19 protein-coding genes are annotated in these 17,385 nt (G+C 66.8%); 1 reads left to right on the forward strand and 18 read right to left on the reverse strand.

All coding sequences use genetic code 11. The features are described 5' to 3' along the window. Positions 1-10 precede the first annotated feature (10 nt). The 12 genes from fliQ to fliF all read right to left on the reverse strand — a co-directional run bounded on the left by fliQ (position 11) and on the right by fliF (position 10,392). Positions 11-280: a flagellar biosynthesis protein FliQ gene (fliQ, locus tag HUK68_RS17205; protein ID WP_175505287.1), complete on the reverse strand. Its 270-nt coding sequence runs from the start codon at positions 278-280 to the stop codon at positions 11-13. A 9-nt stretch (positions 281-289) separates the two neighbouring features. After that, positions 290-1,036: a flagellar type III secretion system pore protein FliP gene (gene fliP, locus HUK68_RS17210; protein WP_175505288.1), complete on the reverse strand. Its 747-nt coding sequence runs from the start codon at positions 1,034-1,036 to the stop codon at positions 290-292. Continuing rightward, on the reverse strand, positions 1,026-1,394 hold the full coding sequence (locus HUK68_RS17215; RefSeq protein ID WP_244146196.1) for a FliO/MopB family protein: 369 nt from the start codon (positions 1,392-1,394) through the stop codon (positions 1,026-1,028). Before HUK68_RS17215 ends, fliP begins: the two co-directional genes overlap by 11 nt. Then, positions 1,387-1,806 carry a flagellar motor switch protein FliN gene (fliN, locus tag HUK68_RS17220; RefSeq protein ID WP_175505289.1) on the reverse strand — a complete coding sequence of 140 codons (420 nt, stop codon included), beginning with the start codon at positions 1,804-1,806 and terminating at the stop codon, positions 1,387-1,389. Before fliN ends, HUK68_RS17215 begins: the two co-directional genes overlap by 8 nt. 2 nt (positions 1,807-1,808) lie before the next feature. Next, positions 1,809-2,801, reverse strand: coding sequence for a flagellar motor switch protein FliM (fliM, locus tag HUK68_RS17225; protein ID WP_175505290.1), 993 nt, complete (start codon positions 2,799-2,801; stop codon positions 1,809-1,811). Positions 2,802-2,819: 18 nt separating this feature from the next. Next, positions 2,820-3,386: a flagellar basal body-associated FliL family protein gene (locus tag HUK68_RS17230; RefSeq protein ID WP_175505291.1), complete on the reverse strand. Its 567-nt coding sequence runs from the start codon at positions 3,384-3,386 to the stop codon at positions 2,820-2,822. A gap of 467 nt (positions 3,387-3,853) precedes the next feature. After that, complete coding sequence (locus HUK68_RS23310; RefSeq protein WP_244146197.1) at positions 3,854-5,077, reverse strand: flagellar hook-length control protein FliK; 1,224 nt, start codon at positions 5,075-5,077, stop codon at positions 3,854-3,856. A 2-nt stretch (positions 5,078-5,079) separates the two neighbouring features. Further along, positions 5,080-5,544, reverse strand: a complete 465-nt coding sequence (locus tag HUK68_RS17240) for a flagellar export protein FliJ (RefSeq protein ID WP_175505292.1) — start codon at positions 5,542-5,544, stop codon at positions 5,080-5,082. Positions 5,545-5,559: 15 nt separating this feature from the next. After that, a complete protein-coding gene (fliI, locus tag HUK68_RS17245; protein ID WP_175505293.1) occupies positions 5,560-6,960 on the reverse strand; it encodes a flagellar protein export ATPase FliI in 1,401 nt (466 codons plus the stop codon). Next, positions 6,950-7,714 (reverse strand): FliH/SctL family protein, encoded by a 765-nt coding sequence (locus HUK68_RS17250; RefSeq protein WP_175505294.1) that lies wholly within the window; start codon positions 7,712-7,714, stop codon positions 6,950-6,952. The genes fliI and HUK68_RS17250 overlap by 11 nt, the downstream gene beginning before the upstream one ends. Beyond that, a complete protein-coding gene (gene fliG, locus HUK68_RS17255; protein ID WP_175505295.1) occupies positions 7,707-8,702 on the reverse strand; it encodes a flagellar motor switch protein FliG in 996 nt (331 codons plus the stop codon). The genes HUK68_RS17250 and fliG overlap by 8 nt, the downstream gene beginning before the upstream one ends. 28 nt (positions 8,703-8,730) lie before the next feature. Next, on the reverse strand, positions 8,731-10,392 hold the full coding sequence (gene fliF / locus HUK68_RS17260; protein WP_175505296.1) for a flagellar basal-body MS-ring/collar protein FliF: 1,662 nt from the start codon (positions 10,390-10,392) through the stop codon (positions 8,731-8,733). A 174-nt stretch (positions 10,393-10,566) separates the two neighbouring features. Here fliF and fliE point away from each other — a divergent pair, with 174 nt between their 5' ends. Further along, a complete protein-coding gene (fliE, locus tag HUK68_RS17265) occupies positions 10,567-10,884 on the forward strand; it encodes a flagellar hook-basal body complex protein FliE (RefSeq protein WP_175505297.1) in 318 nt (105 codons plus the stop codon). Between the two features lie 236 nt (positions 10,885-11,120). Here fliE and HUK68_RS17270 read toward each other — a convergent pair whose 3' ends face one another. The 6 genes from HUK68_RS17270 to HUK68_RS17295 form a co-directional block, all read right to left on the reverse strand. After that, on the reverse strand, positions 11,121-11,420 hold the full coding sequence (locus HUK68_RS17270) for a flagellar protein FliT (protein ID WP_175505298.1): 300 nt from the start codon (positions 11,418-11,420) through the stop codon (positions 11,121-11,123). 2 nt (positions 11,421-11,422) lie between these two features. Then, complete coding sequence (gene fliS, locus HUK68_RS17275; protein ID WP_175505299.1) at positions 11,423-11,845, reverse strand: flagellar export chaperone FliS; 423 nt, start codon at positions 11,843-11,845, stop codon at positions 11,423-11,425. A gap of 132 nt (positions 11,846-11,977) precedes the next feature. Beyond that, the gene (fliD, locus tag HUK68_RS17280) at positions 11,978-13,372 is read right to left on the reverse strand and encodes a flagellar filament capping protein FliD (RefSeq protein WP_175505300.1); all 1,395 of its coding nucleotides are present in this window, start codon (positions 13,370-13,372) and stop codon (positions 11,978-11,980) included. Positions 13,373-13,661: 289 nt separating this feature from the next. After that, positions 13,662-14,816 (reverse strand): flagellin, encoded by a 1,155-nt coding sequence (locus tag HUK68_RS17285; RefSeq protein WP_175505301.1) that lies wholly within the window; start codon positions 14,814-14,816, stop codon positions 13,662-13,664. Positions 14,817-14,881: 65 nt separating this feature from the next. After that, on the reverse strand, positions 14,882-16,066 hold the full coding sequence (locus tag HUK68_RS17290) for a flagellin (protein ID WP_175505302.1): 1,185 nt from the start codon (positions 16,064-16,066) through the stop codon (positions 14,882-14,884). A 66-nt stretch (positions 16,067-16,132) separates the two neighbouring features. Then, positions 16,133-17,353: a flagellin N-terminal helical domain-containing protein gene (locus HUK68_RS17295; RefSeq protein WP_175505303.1), complete on the reverse strand. Its 1,221-nt coding sequence runs from the start codon at positions 17,351-17,353 to the stop codon at positions 16,133-16,135. Between the last annotated feature and the right edge of the window lie 32 nt (positions 17,354-17,385).

The raw sequence follows: 17,385 nt of genomic DNA on the forward strand, positions 1-17,385 counted from the left end.
GCGCGGGACGTCAGCCCAGCGCCGCGGGAATGGATTCAATCGTGCGGCGGATGAAGTCCACCAGCGTGCTCAGCATCCAGGGGCCGGCAATGGCAAACACCGCGACCGCGGCCAGCAGCTTGGGCACGAACGCCAGCGTGGCTTCATGCACCTGGGTCACGGCCTGGAAGATGCTCACCAGCAGGCCGACGGCCAGCACCACGCCGAGCACCGGCAGGGAAATCGTCAGCAGCAGCATCAGCGCATCGCGGCCGAAGGTCAGAACCATTTGCGAATTCATGGCGGACTCCTAGGTGGCAAAGCTCGCGGCCAGCGAGCCGATCAGCAGGTTCCAGCCATCGGCCAGCACGAACAGCATCATCTTGAACGGCAGCGCCACGAGCACCGGCGACAGCATCATCATGCCCAGCGACATCAGGATGCTCGACACCACCATGTCGATGACCAGGAACGGGATGAAGATCATGAAGCCGATCTGGAAGGCGGTCTTGAGCTCGCTGGTGACGAAGGCCGGCACCAGCACGCGCAGCGGCGCGTTCTCGGCCGTGACGCCGGCTTCGAGCTTGGCCAGGCGCGCAAACAGCGCGAAGTCGGACTGGCGCGTCTGCTTGAGCATGAATTCGCGCATCGGCGCCTCGGCCTTGCCCACCGCTTCCTCGAAGCCCATGGCATTGGTGGTGTAAGGTACGTAGGCTTCCTTGTAGACGCGGTCGAGCGTCGGACCCATCACGAACAGCGTGAGGAACAGCGACAGGCCGACGATGACCTGGTTCGGCGGCGCCGACTGCGTGCCCAGCGCCTGGCGCAGCAGCGACAGCACGATGACGATGCGCGTGAAGCCGGTCATCATCAGCAAGATGGCCGGCAGGAACGACAGCGCGGTGAAGAACAGCAGCGTCTGGATGGGCACGGAGAAGCTCGTGCCGCCGCCGGAGCCGACCAGCAGCGGCAGCGTGCCCGCGGACTGGGCCAGCGCCGCGCCCGGCAGCAGGGCCGCGGCGGACAGCGCCGCAGCGCTCAGGAATTTATTCGACATGGGAAGTCTTGTCTGCGGCGCCGCTCTTGGCGCTGGCCATGGCCTGGGAAAACGTCGCGACATCGGCGGCCGCGGCCGGAGTGGGTGCCTGGCTGCCGAGCACATGCAGGCAGTTGATCTGCTGCGCGGTCACGCCCAGCACCAGCCGGGTCTTGTGCGCGCCTTCGCCGACTTCGACGGTGACCACGCGCTGGTGCGCGCCGACCGCCACCGCCGACAGCACGCGCGTGCTCACGTCGCTGCCGCGGGCTATGGCCTGGCGCTGCTGCATGCGCCGCACCAGCCAGGGCAGCGCCGCGATGACGGCCACGAAGGCCAGCACCGCGAGCAGCGTCTGGGTCAGGCTGCCGCTATCCACGGCTCACCCGCCGCAGGCGTTCCGAAGGGGTCACCACGTCGGTCAGGCGGATACCGAACTTGTCGTTCACCACCACCACCTCGCCCTGGGCAATCAGGTAGCCGTTGACCAGCACGTCCATGGGTTCGCCGGCGAGCGCGTCGAGTTCGACCACCGAGCCCTGGGCCAGCTGCAGGATGTACTTGATCGGCACCTTGGTGCGGCCCAGTTCCACCGACAGCTGCACCGGGATGTCCAGCACCATGTTGATGTCGTTGACCGGCACGTCGCCGCCCGCGAACGCGCGCGCGGAGGAGTCGCCGCTCAGCGGGCCGCCCTGTTCGGGATCGACCGACTTGGACGCGCCCTGCTCCTGCAAGGCCTCGGCCCAGCCGGAGAACGCGTCATCTGCGCTGTTGTTGTCGTTTGCCATAGTTACTCTCCCGTCCAGTTCGAATCCGTGCCGCGCAGGCACTGCTCGATGCGGATTGCGTATTTGTCGTTGTGCGTGCCGTATTGGCACTCGAAGACCGGAACCCCGCCGATCGAGGCGCGGATGCGCGGCTCGCGGTCGAGTTCGATGAAATCGCCGGCCTTCATGGCCAGCAGCTGCTCCACGGTGGCGTCGGCGCGCGCGAGCTCGGCGACCAGCGTCACTTCGGCGGCCTGGATCTCGCGCGTCAGCACCTTGACCCAGCGGCGGTCGACTTCGATCGAGTCGCCCTGCGTCGACGAGTACAGCACGTCGCGGATCGGCTCGAGCGTCGCATAGGGCATGCAGATATGGATCGCGCCCGAGATGTCGCCGATCTCCAGCTGGAAGGCCGTGGAGACGACGATTTCGCTGGGCGTGGCGATGTTGGCGAACTGCGGCTGCATTTCCGAGCGCTGGTAGCCCAGCTCGAGCGGATAGATGCCTTGCCAGGCCTTGCGGTATTCGTCGCAGATGACTTCGACCAGGCGGTTGATGACGCGCTGCTCGGTGTGCGAGAAGTCGCGGCCCTCGATGCGCGTCTGCAGCCGGCCGGTGCCGCCGTAGAGCGTGTCGATGACGCCAAACACCAGCGACGGATCGCAGACCACGAGGCCGTTGCCGCGCAGCGGTCGGATCGCCACGATGTTGAAATTGGTCGGCACCGCGAGGTCGCGCAGGAAGGCGCTGTAGCGCTGCACATGCACCGTGCCCACCGAGACCTCGGGGCTGCGGCGGATGAAGTTGAACAGGCCGATGCGGAAGTTGCGCGCGAACCGCTCGTTGACGATTTCCATCGTCGGCATGCGGCCGCGCACGATGCGCTCCTGGCTCGAGATGTCGTAGTTGCGGACCGTACCGGCCTCGACCTCTTCGACCACCGACTTCTGGCTCTCTCCGGTCACGCCCTCCAACAGGGCATCGACTTCTTCCTGGGAGAGAAATGAATCACTCATGGCAAATCCCCTGGTGGTTCACTGGATGATGAAGCTGGAGAACAGCACGCGGCGCACGGCGCCTTGCGGCTGCTGCTGGCGGCGGCGCGGGCGGTCGTCCTCGTCGGCCGCTTCGTCGCCGGCCTGGGCGCGCGCCTTGCCGGCGCCGAGGCCCAGCGGACGGCTGACTTCGTCACGGATCTCGGCCGCGAGCTTTTCCTTGCCTTCGCGCAGCAGCAGCTCTTCCGAGGAGCGCTGCGACACCAAGAGCAGCACGCCGCTGCGGATGCTGGGCAGGTATTGCTTGACCAGGGTGGCAGTCTTGTCGTCTTGCAGCTCGAGCGTGATGCCCAACTGCACGAAGCGGTCGCCGCCGGGGTCGGCCAGGTTGACCACCATGTTTTCCAGCGGCAGGAAGGTCGGAACCACGGCGGCTGTGGAGGCGCTTTCGTGCTCCTCGTCGCCCTCGTGATTGCGCGAATTGAGAAACAGGAAGGCAGCCGCGGCCACAACGACCAGCACCACGACAATGGCGCCGATCAGGACCAGCTTGCTCTTGGCGGGTTCCTTGGCGGGGGCTGCGGCGGCGGGGGGTTTGGCGGACACGTTGGGTTTCCTTGCTATAGACAGGTTCGGCTTACCGATGGCGCCTATTATTGAGCGGCCAGCGGCTGTTCATAATGCCGAATAGACAAGCGAAACCGGGGCTTTACTGGGGCTTGGGGGGCTCGGCTAGGGAGGACATCCATTGCTTGAGGGCAGGACGTTCATCCTTCGACGGGCTCAGGACGAACGGTGGGGGGAGGCTCAGGACGAACGGCGGGCGGACGGCCTCAACTGCCCCGCTCACCCTGAGCTTGTCGAAGGGTGGGAAGGCCCAAGGCTTGAGGGCAGGACGTTCATCCTTCGACGGGCTCAGGACGAACGGTGGGGGGGAGGCTCAGGGCGAACGGTGGTGATGGCTCAGGGCGAACGGTGGGCACAAGCTCGGAACGAATGGTGTTTTCCGTTCGTGGTGAGCTTGTCGAACCATGACGGGCACTTTGCCACCAAGTTGGCGGCCGGATGCAAGCCTAAACAAACAGATCCACGCTGCGCGTGGCATCAGGCCGTGCGCGCAGGTCTACCGTGACCTGGGCCGTCTGCGGGATGCCTGCGCGGCCCTCCGCCACAGGGCGGTCCGAAGGATCGCGGCCCGAAGGGGCGCCCTGCCCGCCCGCATCGCCGCTCTGCACCGTGACGCCGGCCAGATTCAACCCCTGCTGCTCGAGCATCTCGCGCAGCTGCGCCATGCTCGCGTCCAGCATGTCGCGCGTCTGCTGCTCGTTGCTGCGGAAGGTCACATGGGCCTCGTTGCCGGTGATCGCCACCTGCACCTGGACCGGCTGGCCCTGGCGGTCGATGGTCATCTCGGCGCGCTGGGTCTTTTGCTGCACCCAGAATGCGACCTGCTCGGAAAGCTGGTCGACAAAGGCATCGTCGGGCTGCGCCAGCACGGCATCGGCGGCTATATCCGTGGCAGGCGCATCGGCGGCCCCCAGCGGCGCCGCGCTGTCCGCGCCACCCGGGCCGGTGGCGGGGCTGCTGCCGTTGGCCTGTGCCGCGGCGCTGGCCGGGCCTGGCATGCCGGGCGCGGCAAACGCGCTGGGCAGCGGCTGGGGCTCGGGCTCCATCTGCGCCAGCAGCGCGGCCAGCGCATGGGGCTGGGCGCCGCGTTCGGAGGGCGTCAGCGACAAGGTGCTGCCGCAAGCATCGGCGGTGCCGGCGGCCTCGGCCAGATCCTGCGCCGACGTGGCATCGACGGCATCGGCTGCGCCCTTGCCCTTGCCGTGCGCGCCGGCCGCGGCCAGCGTCGGCAGTTGCGCCGCGCCCGCAGGCTGGCCCGCGCCCATGGACAGGGCCACGCTGCGGCGCAGGCCTTCGCCTGCGGGCAGGTCGCGGCCGTCGCGCTGCGCGGTATCGGCGGCTGCGTCCATGCGCGCGGTCTGGCCCACCAGGCTGGAGAGCGCAAGAATGCCGGCTTCGGCAAGCGCCTCGACCGGAGCCAGGCCGCCCAGCGCGGCCAGGGGAAGATCGGTGCCGGCCAGCAGTTCCTCGCCGGCGACGCCGCCCATGCCGGTGGCGCCCGGCGCGCCGGACGCGGCCATATCGGACAGCAGCAGCGAGAAGTTGCCCTGGGAAAAACCAGCGGCGGTGCCCCCGGCTTCCTGGCCCGCGGCTTGGCGCGCGTGGGCGTTGCGCGCCACCGGGTTGCTGGATGCGGCGCTCTGTGCGGGACGGATCGCGGCTTTTTCCATGCTCATGCCTCCTGGAACTGCAGGCCGAAGGTGCGGCCGATGAACTGCAGCGCGGCGCGTTCGTCGGTCTGTTTCTGTTCGCGGCGCATCTGTGCCAGCGAGATGTCGCGGCGGCGCGCGGCCACGACCTTCTGCAGGCTGGTGACGCGCAATTCACAGGCCATCAGCGCCTTCTGCGCGGTCTCCACGCGGATCGCATGGTCGGCAATGGCCTTGGTCTGCAGGCCCATGGCGTGGCTGAGCCGCTCCATGAACTGGTACTGGTGGTACATCACCTCGGGCTGCACCGCGAGGTTTTCCTGGGCGCCCCAGCGCTGCTGCATCTGCGCCGCATAGTCCTGCAACTGGTCCATCTGGGCCTGCGCGGACTGGGCGGCCTGCGCGCGTGCCTGCAACGCCTGGCGCGCCTCGTCGCGCTTGCGCATTGCTGCATCGATAGCCACCATGAGAGCATTCAAGGACGACATTCCGCGGTTCCCGGGTTATTGGCCAAGCAGTGCCGCCATGCCCGAGACACTCTCGTCCATGCTGGCGGCTTCGAACATGTTCTGTTGCAGGAAGCTGGCCATCACCGGCTGCAGCTTCACGGCTTCATCGATCTGCGGGTCGGAGCCCGCAACGTAGGCGCCGACCTGGATCAGGTCGCGGCTCTTCTGGTAGCGCGAATAGACCGCGCGGAAACGCCGCGCCAGGTCGAAGTGCTCGCGCGTCACGACGTTGTGCATCACGCGCGATGCGGACTGTTCGATGTCGATCGCGGGGAAGTGGCCGGTTTCGGCCAGCGCGCGCGACAGCACGATGTGGCCGTCGAGAATCGCGCGCGCCGCGTCGGCAATCGGGTCCTGCTGGTCGTCGCCTTCGGACAGCACGGTGTAGAAGGCGGTGATCGAGCCGACGCCGTTCAAGCCGTTGCCGCTGCGCTCGACGAGCTGCGGCAGCTTGGCGAAGCACGAGGGCGGGTAGCCCTTGGTGGCCGGCGGCTCGCCGATCGCCAGCGCGATCTCGCGCTGGGCCATCGCGTAGCGCGTGAGCGAGTCCATGAGCAGCAGCACATGCTGGCCCTTGTCGCGGAAATGCTCGGCAATGGCCGTGGCATAGGCCGCGCCCTGCATGCGCAGGAGCGGCGGCGCATCGGCGGGCGCGGCCACGACCACGGCGCGGCCGCGGTCCTCGGCGCCCAGGATGTCCTCGACGAATTCCTTGACTTCGCGGCCGCGCTCGCCAATCAGGCCGACGACGATCACGTCGGCCTTGGTGTAGCGCGCCATCATGCCCAGCAGCACGCTCTTGCCCACGCCCGAGCCCGCGAACAGGCCCAGGCGCTGGCCGCGGCCCACGCTCAGCAGCGCGTTCAGCGCGCGCACGCCGGTGTCGAGCGGTTCGCGCACCGGGTCGCGGTCCATGGCGTTGATCTGGCGCCGGTCCATGGGCTCGGCCGTGACATCGGTCACCGGGCCCGCATGGTCCAGCGGTATGCCTTGCGAATCGACGACGCGGCCCAGCAGGCCGTCGCCCATGGGCAGGCGCAGCATGCCGGTGGCCAGCGAGACTTCGGCCACGGGTTCGCCAAAGCGCGGCGCGGGCACGAAGGCCGGCGCGGGCGTGACCACGGCGCCGCTCGACAGGCCCTGGATATCGCCCGCAGGCATCAGAAACGCCTTCTCGCCGGCGAAGCCCACGACCTCGGCCAGCACCGGTTCCTGGTGCGGCATCTGCACATGGCATTGCGCGCCCACGGGCACGCGCAGGCCCGAGGCCTCGAGCACCAGGCCGGTGAGGCGGCTCAGCGTGCCGCGGCTCTCCAGCGCCACGGGCTGGGCGTAGCGCGCGCGCGCACCCGCCAGGAAATCACGCCACGGGGCGAGTGCGGGTTCATTCGGCATGGCCGCCCTCGTACCAGGAAGACACCAGGCCCAGCGCGGCCACGGCACGGCGCCAGCGGCTGTCGAGGCCGGCCTCGATCACCGCGCCGCCCGAGTCGACGCGCACGTCGCCCGCGGGCACCGCGGCGTCGGCCAGCCACTGCACCTTGCCTGCGGCGCCATGCTCGGCGCGCAGCGGCGCGTCCAGCACTTCCCAGTCGACGGGATTGAGACGCACGGTCACGGCGCGGCCTTCGGTGACCAGCATGTCCAGGGCCTCGCGCACCACGGGCAGCAGCGCCTCGGGCTTGCAGGCCAGCTCCTGGCGCACCACCTGGCGCGCGATGTCGCAGGCCAGTTGCAGCACTTCGGAGGCCATGTTCTGTTCGAGCGCCAGCAGGCTGTCTTCACATTTTTCCACCAGGCCCTGCAGGCGCGCGGCGGTCTCGCGGCCTGCGCCCGAGGTGTAGCTGTCCATGCGCTGCTGCCATTCGTTGGTGGCTTCGGCACGGCCCTGGGCCAGGCCCTGGGCGCGGCCTTCGGCCAGCGCCTGCTCGCGCGCCTGCTGCAGCAACTGTTCGATCTGGGCGCTGTCGGCCTGCGGCGCGGCCGCGGGCGCGTCGACGACTTCCGCTTCCTGCGGCGGCTCGGCGGGCGCGTGCGGCAGGGCCGGCACCGGGCCGGCGCTGCCCACGGCGCCAAAGCGCCACTGCACGACGCGGCCGCTGTCGATTTCCTCGCTGGGAATGAAGCGCGAGTGGCTGCCGTTAGACATAGCTGTCCTCGGCGGCGCCGCCTATGGTGATCTGGCCTTCTTCCGCGAGGCGGCGCACCACCTTGAGGATCTCGCGCTGCTGCGCCTCGACTTCGGACAGGCGCATCGGGCCGCGCGATTCGAGGTCTTCGCGCAGCGCCTCGGAGGCGCGCATCGACATGTTGGCGAGGATCTTGTCGCGCACTTCCATCGTGCCGCCCTTGAGCGCGACGATGAGCGTCTCGGACGCGGTTTCGCGCAGCACCAGCTGCAGCGAGCGGTCGTCGAGCTTGACCAGGTCGTCGAACACGAACATCTTGTCCATGATCTTCTGCGCCAGGTCGACGTCGTAGTTGCGGATGGTTTCCAGCACCGCGGCGTCGGCATTGCCGCCGAGCTGGTTGATCATTTCCGCCGCCGTCTTGACGCCGCCCAGCGAGGTCTTGCGCACCTTGTCGCCGCCGGCCAGCACCTTGAACAGCACTTCGTTGAGGTCCTTGAGCGCGGTCGGCTGGATGCCTTCGAGCGTGGCCACGCGCAGCACGACCTCGCAGCGAAAGCGCTCGGGCAGCTGCATCAGCACGGCCGCGGCCTGCTCGTATTCCAGATGCACCAGGATCGCGGCCACGATCTGCGGGTGCTCGTTGCGCAGCAGCTCGGCCACCGACAGCGGGTCCATCCACTTGAGGCTTTCGATGCCCGAGACGTCGCCGCCCTGCAGGATGCGGTCGATCAGCAGCGAGGCCTTGTCCTCGCCCAGCGCGCGCTTGAGCACCGAGCGCACATAGTCGCTGGCGTCGTTGACCAGCAGGCTCTGCGCGCCGGCATCGTCATGGAAGCGGTTGATCACGAAGTCGACCTTCTCGCGCGAGACGCCGCGCATGCGCGCAATCGTTTCGCCGAGCTTTTGCACTTCCTTGGGCGTGAGGTGCTTGAACACCTCGGCGGCTTCTTCCTCGCCAAGCGACATCAGCAAGATGGCGGCGTCGTTCAGGCCTCGTTCATCCATGGGGATACTCGTCCGTCCAAATGCGGGATCAGCTTTCGCCGTTGACCCAGGTTTTCACAATGTTTGCCACGGCAATCGGGTTCTGCTTGGTCAGCTGGCGGGCCTGCTCCAGGCGCAGCTGGCCGTCGGTGGGCTGCAGATCCTCGACCGGAGCGGCCAGTGCCGGGCGCTCGAGGTCGCCGTCTTCGAGCGCCTCGAACTGCGGGCCGTCGCGCTCGGATGTGCGGCTCTTGACCAGCGGCCGCAGCAGGCCCAGGATCAGGATCGCGCCGAACAGCGCCAGGCCCAGAGGCCAAGCCAGCGTGCGCACCAGCTCGATGGTTTCGGGCTGCTTCCACAGCGGCAGCTCGACCAGGGGGGTGCTGTCGTCGCGGAACTGGGCGTTCATCAGGTTCACCGAGTCGCCGCGCTCCTGGTTGAAGCCGATGGTCTCGCGCACCAGTGCCAGCATGCTGGCCTGCTGGGCGGCGCTCAGCGCCTGCTGCACCGGCGCTTGGCCAGGCTCGGACACCACGGGCTGGTAGTTGACGACCACGGCCGCCGTGAGGCGCTTGATCGCGCTGTTGCTGCCGCGGGTCACGCTCACGGTCTTGTCGACTTCGTAATTCGTCAGCGATTCGCGCTTGCCGCCGGGCGCAGCGCCTTGCTGGCCGTTGGCCGCCACGGGCGCGGGATTGGCGCCGTTGACGGGCGCGGCCGCGGCCACGCCGGGCTGGTTGCTGGTCGCACCGGGCACGCCCGTGGGCTGGGGCGGCTGCTGCGCGCCGCTGCTTTCCACGACCTGCTGGCTGCGGATCGCGCCGGTGTCGGCGCCCTGGTTGGGGCGGTGCTGCTCGGAGGTCGATTCGGTCTGGCTGAAATCCATGTCGGCCGTGACCTGGGCGCGCACGTTGTCCTTGCCGACCACGGGCTCGAGGATGTCCAGGATGCGGCGCGTGTACTGCTGCTCGATCTGCTGGGTGTACATCAGCTTTTGCACATCGACGGCGTTGCCGCTGCCGTCGGGCGACTGCGACAGCAGCTTGCCGGTGTCGTCGAGGATGCTCACCGCCGAGGGCTGGAGTTCGGGCACGCTCGAGGCCACGAGATGCACGATGCCGGCGATCTGCGCGCGGTCGAGGAAACGGCCCGGGTGCAGCGTCACCAGCACCGAAGCCGAGGGCTTTTGCTGTTCGCGGAAGAAGCCGTTCTGGTTGGGCAGCGCGAGATGCACGCGCGCGTTCTGCACCGAGGCGAGCGCCTGGATCGAGCGCGTGAGCTCGCCTTCGAGGCCGCGCTGGAAGTTGAGCCGTTCCTGGAACTGGGTGATGCCGAAGCGGCTGGTTTCCATCAGTTCGAAACCGGTCACCGAACCCTTGGGCAGGCCCTGCGTCGCGAGCTTGAGGCGCACGTCATGCACGCGGTCGGCCGGGATCAGGATCGCGCCGCCGCCTTCGGCGTACTTGTAGGGCACGTTGAGCGTGGTCAGCTGCGCGACGATCGCGCCGCCGTCCTTGTCGCTCAGGTTCGAGAACAGCACCCGGTAGTCGGGCTGGCGGTTGAACATGACCGCCGCCACCAGGCCGACCACCACCAGGGCGGCAACGGCACCCAGGCGCAGGCGCTGGCCTCGGTCGAGCGAGGACAGCCGCTGCGACCACGAAGGGCTGGCGGCGGGGATTGCGGCGGGGATTTCGGCGACTGCTGACATCTTGGTTCCAATTTGGCGAGGCCCCACAGGGAGCCTGACGTGGGGCCGATTATTCGGAAATCGGGCCGCGACGTTCCGCCGATAAGGCGCGCCTTTGGGCATCTATTTGCCGCGATGGAAACGCCGCGGGCGCCTACGATTCAGCCCATCTCACAAACTCCCCTGGGATTTGTCATGGACCTGCGCATCAATACTTCGATTCCTTCCCTCTCCGGCAACGACCTGCTCCGCCGCGTTGCCACCACGCCCGCCTCCACCAAGGAGGTCGACGGCGGCTTCACCCAGGCCCTCAGGGGTGCGCTGCAATCCGTGAGCGCGGCGCAGGAGCATTCGGGCAATCTGCAACGCGAAGTGCAGCTGGAAAATCCGGCCGTGAGCCTGGAAGAGACGATGGTGGCGATGCAGAAGGCGCAGATCGGCTTCCAGGCCTCGCTGCATGTGCGCAACCGCCTGGTGCAGGCCTATACGGATGTGATGAACATGCAGGTTTGAAGGCGGCGCGCACCGGCGCGTTGTCCAGTCCATCGGCCGCCCGCATTGCGCTGGCGGCTTTTTTGCGTCTGGGCGCGGCTCGGGAGGCACCCTTCGACCGGGCCGCGCAGGCGGGCTCGGGGTGAGCGGTGATCAACCGGGCTCGGGGTGAGCGGCCATGAGTCCATGAAAAAACCCGCGGTCTTGCGAGCGCGGGTTCCTTTTTGCCTGGCGGCCGCGCGCAGCGGCCGGGCTTTTCAGTGCAGCACCTGGGGCTGGCCGTCGAACATGTGCTCGACCTGGGCCAGCCAGGGTTCGGCCAGCGTGCGGATCAGCGCATCGTTGCGCAGGATGCGCTGCATGATGCGCGCCTTCTCGCGGCGTTGCTCGGGCAGCAGTTCCTGCTCCTGCGACTGGAAGCGCAACTGCTCGATCAACACGGCACAGGCGCCTTCGTAGCGGGCCACGCCTTCCCAGTCCTTGCCGCGCGCGGCTTCGAGCATCTTGAGACTGCTGTCTTCTATAGCCTTGTAGTAATCGATCAATTGCGTCCCCATTTTCAGTAACCTCCGCCGCCTGCAGCCACCTGCGCCTGGCCCATTTCCTTCCAGCCCTGGGCGACGGGCTCGATCAGAGCCACCACCTCTTCGACCAGAGCCAGGTCACTGCGCAGATTGGCCAGCGTCAGCCGAGCAATGCAATAGTCATAGAGCGTGCCCAGGTTGGCGGCGAGTTCGCCGCCCTGCACCGGGTTGAGCCCGCCCTTGAGCCCCTCTTCCAGGATGCGCACCGCCTTGCCGATGTGCACTCCCTTGTTTTCCGTTTCCCCGCGCTGCAGCGCGCCGCGCGCCGCATGCAGCGACTGCTGCAGGCCGTCGAACAGCATCTGCACCAGCTGATGGGGTGTTGCGCCATCGATGCCGGATTGCACGCCAACTTGCCGGTATGCATTGGCAGCACGGGAACTAACGGGGGTATACATGACTGGCATCCTTGTGAACTACTTGCCTTTGTTTTCGGCAGGTGTCCTCCAAAATCAAGCGAAATTTCAAAAAAATTTGCGTGTGCCTGCCTGTACACCCAAACCCCACACGGGACGCGCGGCCCCGCACCATCAACTGGTGGACTTGTTCCAGGACGCGATCTGCTGCGTCACATAGGTGTCCAGCGCATTCAGCGAGGCCATCTTCACGTCCAGCGCCGAATACTGGGCCAGCAGCCGCGCCTCGAGCGTCGAGGCGCGCGTGTTGACCTTGTCCTGCTGCTCGCCGTTGCGCTTGAGCGAGCCCTCGAGCGAATCGGTCTTGGCATTGAGCGTGCCTTCATAGGCCAGCAGGCCATCGGTGAACGACTTGAAGTTCACGCCAATGCCGCCGCCCGCGCCCAGGCTGTCGGCCTTGGTGGCAAAAACGCTCTTGAGCGCAGGCAGATCGGTCAGCGCCTTGGTCAGGTCGGTTTCGTTGACGGACAGATTGCCGCCCTGCTGCATCTGGATGCCGATGTCCGACAGGCGCGTGAACGCCGTGCCGCTCTTGACGACCCCCATGGTCAGCATGCGCAGCGCGTTCTGCATGCTCACGGTGGTGCCGTCGCCCTGCAGCAGGCCAGCCGTCTTGCTGTCCGCGTTGTACTTGGTCAATTCGCTGAGCTTGTCGTTGAGCGCGTTGTAGGCATCGACGAAAGCCTGGATGCCTTCCTTCATCGAGGCGGTATCGGCCGTCACGGTGACCAGCGCCGGCGAGGTCGACACCGTCGACACCGTGAGCGACATGCCGGGCAGCGCATCGGCAAAGGTGTTGCTGGTCGATTCGACCGCCACGTTGTTGAGCTTGATCTTGGCGTTCTGCGCGTTCTGCGAGACGCTGTAATAGCTTTTGCTGGTGTCGCCGATGTTGGCGAGGATGCTCGGCGGATCGGCATCGACGGCCGTCGCCGAAATCGAGAACGCGGCATCGGTGCCGGTATTCTTCGAGCGCATCATCAGGCGCTGCGTGCCGTCGGCGTTGGTGATCACCGTGGCCTGCACGCCGCTGTCCTTGTTGTTGATGGCGGTGGCCAGCGTGGTCAGGGTGTCCGACGCGGTGACTTCGATGTCATAGGACTTGGCGCCCACGGTCAGCTTGAACGTGCCGGCGCCGATCTTGGCATCCTTGGCAAAGCCCGTGGCGCCGTCGCCGTTGCCGATCACCGAAGTCTGCGATTGCGCCAGCTGCACCACTTCGACGCTGTACGAACCCGGCTGGGCAATTCCGGTCATGGCGCCCACCACCGAACTGCTGCTCGAGGCGATGTTGACGCCGTTCCAGGCACTGTCGCGCGACAGCTTGGCGGTCGCGGTGTTCAGCGTGTCGGCCAGCGACTTGATCTCGGCATAGGTCGAGATCTTCGAGGAAATGGCATCCGCCTTGACCTCGAGCGTCTTCAGCGGCGCCTTTTCCAGCTCGACCAGCTGCGAGACGATCTTGTCGACCTCCAGGCCACTGCCCAGTCCTACGGATGTAACAGCCATCACAACACTCCTGCGCGAAAACCCGTCATCGGGCTTTCACAAAAATTTCATTGCAGCCATTCTTGCAAAGAACGCAATTCTTGAAAGCGTGAAAAGAGCGGTCCCGTCCGCCTTGTAACAAGCTTGAAGCGGGGCTTGGCAGGAATATCGGCCGGGGCCGGGGATTCTTGAGGGTTTGGAAATGCGAAAAACCCTGGGCTCAGGGGAGTCCAGGGTTTTGCGTCGAGGGCTGGCCGTCCATCCTTCGACGGGCTCAGGACGAACGGTCTCGACGCCGCTCTCCTGTTGCTTACCGCAGCAGCGACAGCACGTTCTGCGGCAGCTGGTTGGCCTGGGCGACCATTGCGGTGCCGGCCTGCTGCAGGATCTGCGCCTTGGACAGGTTGGCGGTTTCGACGGCGAAGTCGGCATCGGTGATGCGGCCCTTGGCGGCGGAGACGTTCTCGTTCTGGATGTCGATGTTCTCGACGGTCTTCTCGAAACGCGTCTGCAGCGCGCCCAGGTCGCCACGCGCGGAGTTGACCTGGTCGATGGCGCTGTCGACGCGCTCCAGGGCTTCCCAGGCGCCGGACTGCGTTGCCACCGACAGCGTGGAGATGCCGCCGGTCTGCACGGCCGCCGTCGTCGCCGCCGCGCCGGTGATGCCGGCCGCCGTCGCGGTGTTCACCGTGACCGTGAAATCGCCTTCGCTCTTGAACTTCAGGGTCTGGACACCGGCGGCGTCCTTTTCCAGGAAAGCGGTCACGCCGGTATCCGCGGTCTTGGCGTTGATCGCCGCGACCGTCTGGCCCAGGCGCTCGTCAGCGGTATCCGCTGCGTCCACGGAAATGTTCACCGCACCGCTTTTGCCGGTGACGGTCACGACGTTGGTGGCCGCGGTCAGCACGGTCGCTGCGGAGATGCCGCCGCTGGCGACGGCGAACTTGGCCGCGCCCAGGCCATCGGCCGTGGCCTTGGTCAAGGCACCGACGGTGATGTTGTTGCCGGCATTGGCGCCGACCTGGAACATCGCGCCCGAGAACGAACCATCGAGCAGCTTCTTGCCGTTGAATTCGGTGGTCTTGGCGACGCGGTCGATTTCCGAGACCAGCTGCGTGACTTCGGCCTGCATGGCTTCGCGGTCGCTGGTGCTGTTGGTGGCGTTGCTCGATTGCACGGCGAGTTCGCGCACGCGCTGCAGCATGTCGCCGACCTTGCCCAGCGCGCCTTCGGCGGTCTGCGCCAGCGAGATGCCGTCGTTGGCATTGCGCGCGGCCACCGTGAGGCCCTTGGTCTGGGCATTCATGCGCTCGGAAATGGCGAGGCCGGCGGCATCGTCCTTGGCGCTGTTGACGCGCAGGCCCGACGACAGGCGCTGCATGGACGTGCTCAGCGAACTGCCCGACAGGCCCAGGTTGCGCTGGGCGTTGATCGACGCCACATTGGTATTGATGGTCATTGCCATGGGGATCTACCTCTCTAAGAAAAGGGAATGCCCCCGGTGCCGTGCGGCACGCGGGGGCAAGGGCCTTAGCGCAGCAGCGACAGCACGCTTTGCGGCAGCTGGTTGGCCTGGGCCACCATCGCGGTGCCGGCCTGCTGCAGGATCTGCGCCTTGGACAGGTTGGCGGTTTCCACGGCGAAGTCGGCGTCGGTGATGCGGCCCTTGGCGGCCGAGATGTTCTCGTTCTGGATATCGATGTTCTCGACGGTCTTCTCGAAGCGCGTCTGCAGCGCGCCCAGGTCGCCACGTGCCGAGTTCACCTGGTCGATGGCATTGTCGACCTGCTGCAGCGCCTTCCAGGCGCCGGCCTGCGAGGACACCGACAGGTTGCTCAGCGTATCGCCCGAGCCGGCGGTCAGCGCCACGGCGCCTGCCGCGAAGCCCATCGACGCCACGGTGCCGCCGGCGGTGGCCGCGAAGGTCGCCGTCGCCACCGCCGCGCCGCTCTTGTTGGCTTCCGAGTACAGCGCGATGCTGCCGTCGTCGTTCTTGAACGCGGTCAAGCCGGTGTCGGCGGTCTTGGCGTTGATGGCCGCGATCACCTGGCCGGTACGCTCTTCGGTGCTCGACGCGGCGGCGATGTCGCCCAGTGCAATGGCCGAGCCGCCGGCCATGGTCACGGTCAGGCCGGTCACTTCAATGGCCGCGCCTGCGGTCGTGATCGCGCCGGAGTTGGCCGACTTCGAGAAGGTCACCTCGCCCATGCCCGCGGCCGTGGCCTTGGTGATCGCGCCCACGGTGATGTTGTCGCCGGCATTGGCGCCGACCTGGAACATCGCGCCCGAGAACGAGCCGTCGAGCAGCTTCTTGCCGTTGAATTCGGTGGTCTTGGCCACGCGGTCGATTTCCGACACCAGCTGCGAGACTTCGGCCTGCATGGCGTCGCGGTCGCTCTGGCTGTTGGTGGCGTTGCTCGACTGCACGGCGAGTTCGCGCACGCGCTGCAGCATGTCGCCAACCTTGCCCAGCGCGCCTTCGGCGGTCTGCGCCAGCGAGATGCCGTCGTTGGCATTGCGCGCGGCGACCGTGAGGCCCTTGGTCTGGGCGCCCATGCGCTCGGAAATCGCCAGGCCGGCGGCATCGTCCTTGGCGCTGTTGACGCGCAGGCCCGACGACAGGCGCTGCATGGACGTGCTCAGCGAGCTGCCCGACAGGCCCAGATTGCGCTGGGCGTTGATCGACGCCACATTGGTATTGATGGTCATTGCCATAGTGATCTACCTCATGAAAAACGGACAGATCCCCGGCGCCCTTGCGGGCGCCGGAGACAAAAGCGCTTAGCGCAGCAGCGACAGCACGCCCTGGGGCAGCTGGTTGGCTTGCGCCACCATGGCCGTGCCGGCTTGCTGCAGGATCTGGGCCTTGGACAGATTCGCGGTTTCAACGGCGAAATCGGCGTCGGTGATGCGGCCCTTGGCGGCGGAGATGTTTTCGTTCTGGATGTCGATGTTCTCGACGGTCTTCTCGAAACGGGTCTGCAATGCACCCAGGTCGCCACGCGCGGAGTTGACCTGGTCGATCGCGCTGTCGACCTGCTTGAGCGCCTTCCAGGCACCCGACTGCGTGCTCACGTCGATGCCCTCGATGCCCTTTTGGTTGGCGTTGGTCGTGACGTCGGCGGCTACCGCCAGGCCAGCCACCGTCACGCCCGTGGCTGCAGCCGTGAAGCCTGCGCCAAACACCAGGGATTGCGACGAGCCGTCGGCCTTGACGTTGTCCGACATGATCTCGACCGTGAACGCCTTGGTGCTTTCGTCCTGCTTCAGGAACGCCGTGACGCCCGTATCTGCAGTCTTGGCATTGATGGCTGCAACCACCTGACCCATGCGCTCTTCTGCCGAACTGGCAGCATCCAGCGCACCGAGATTGACGGCCGTGCCGCCGTTGACGGCAATGGTCAAGGTGTTGTCCGCAACCGCGCCCAACGAATCGAGAACGCCCGTACCTGCGGTCACCGACTGGCTTTTCGTGGCATACGAGATGCTGCTCAGGCCCTTGGCCGAGGCATTGGACAGGCTGCCCAGCGTGATGTTGTCGCCGGCATTCGCGCCGACCTGGAACATCGCGCCCGAGAACGAACCGTCGAGCAGCTTCTTGCCGTTGAATTCGGTGGTCTTGGCCACGCGGTCGATTTCCGAGACCAGCTGGTTGACTTCGGATTGCATCGCTTCGCGGTCGCTCTTGCTGTTGGTGGCGTTGCTCGACTGCACGGCCAGTTCGCGCACGCGCTGCAGCATGTCGCCGACCTTGCCCAGCGCGCCTTCCGCGGTCTGCGCCAGCGAAATGCCGTCGTTGGCATTGCGCGCGGCGACCGTGAGGCCCTTGGTCTGGGCGGCCATGCGCTCGGAGATCGCCAGGCCGGCGGCATCGTCCTTGGCGCTGTTGACGCGCAGGCCCGACGACAGGCGCTGCATGGACGTGCTCAGCGAGCTGCCCGACAGGCCCAGGTTGCGCTGGGCGTTGATCGACGCCACATTGGTATTGATGGTCATTGCCATGGGAACTACCTCTCAAAGAAACAGAGACGCCC

It is taken from the genome of Comamonas antarctica, from assembly GCF_013363755.1.
Classification (GTDB): Bacteria; Pseudomonadota; Gammaproteobacteria; order Burkholderiales; family Burkholderiaceae_C; genus Comamonas; species Comamonas antarctica.